Annotated in this window: 1 tRNA gene and 2 rRNA genes; all 3 read right to left on the reverse strand. The window is 37.7% G+C overall.

What is annotated here, in order from left to right:
- Positions 1 to 164 precede the first annotated feature (164 nt).
- A tRNA-Ile gene (locus ABFX13_RS14710) sits at positions 165 to 241 on the reverse strand.
- 78 nt (positions 242 to 319) lie between these two features.
- Positions 320 to 412, reverse strand: a 5S ribosomal RNA gene (gene rrf / locus ABFX13_RS14715).
- Between the two features lie 128 nt (positions 413 to 540).
- Positions 541 to 618, reverse strand: a 23S ribosomal RNA gene (locus tag ABFX13_RS14720); the annotation flags it as partial.

A 618-nucleotide genomic window follows, 5' to 3' on the forward strand; every position in this document is an offset into this window, starting at 1 on the left:
ACGCCGCCAGCGTTCATCCTGAGCCAGGATCAAACTCTCAAATAAAAGTTGTCCATCGCTCAGCTATCATTATCTGAATATCTGGCTTGGTTGTTTGTTATTTAATTCTATAAAGAATTATCTTATATAATTAACCTACTGTTTAATTTTCAAAGTTCTTAAAGTGGTGGACCTTCAGGGACTCGAACCCCGGACCTACCGGTTATGAGCCGGGCGCTCTAACCAACTGAGCTAAAGGTCCACTTTATAAATGGTGCCGAAGACCGGAATCGAACCGGTACGAGAGGTAAGTCCCGCAGGATTTTAAGTCCTGTGCGTCTGCCAGTTCCGCCACTTCGGCACATCACCTAAAGAGCTTAACTTCTGTGTTCGGAATGGGAACAGGTGTATCCTCTTTGCTATAATAACTAGATTAAATGTTTATTCATTTTTGAACAAGTATTATAATATCACTTTAATAAATATATGTCAATACTTTTCTAAAATAATATTTTAATTAATACTTTGAAAACTGCATATCATTTGTAAGATTAAATAATCTTGGTCAAGTCCTCGATCTATTAGTATCAATAAGCTACATACATTACTGCACTTCCACCTTTGACCTATCAACCAGGT

Source organism: Paraclostridium tenue, from assembly GCF_039521565.1.
Lineage (GTDB): Bacteria > Bacillota > Clostridia > Peptostreptococcales > Peptostreptococcaceae > Paraclostridium > Paraclostridium tenue.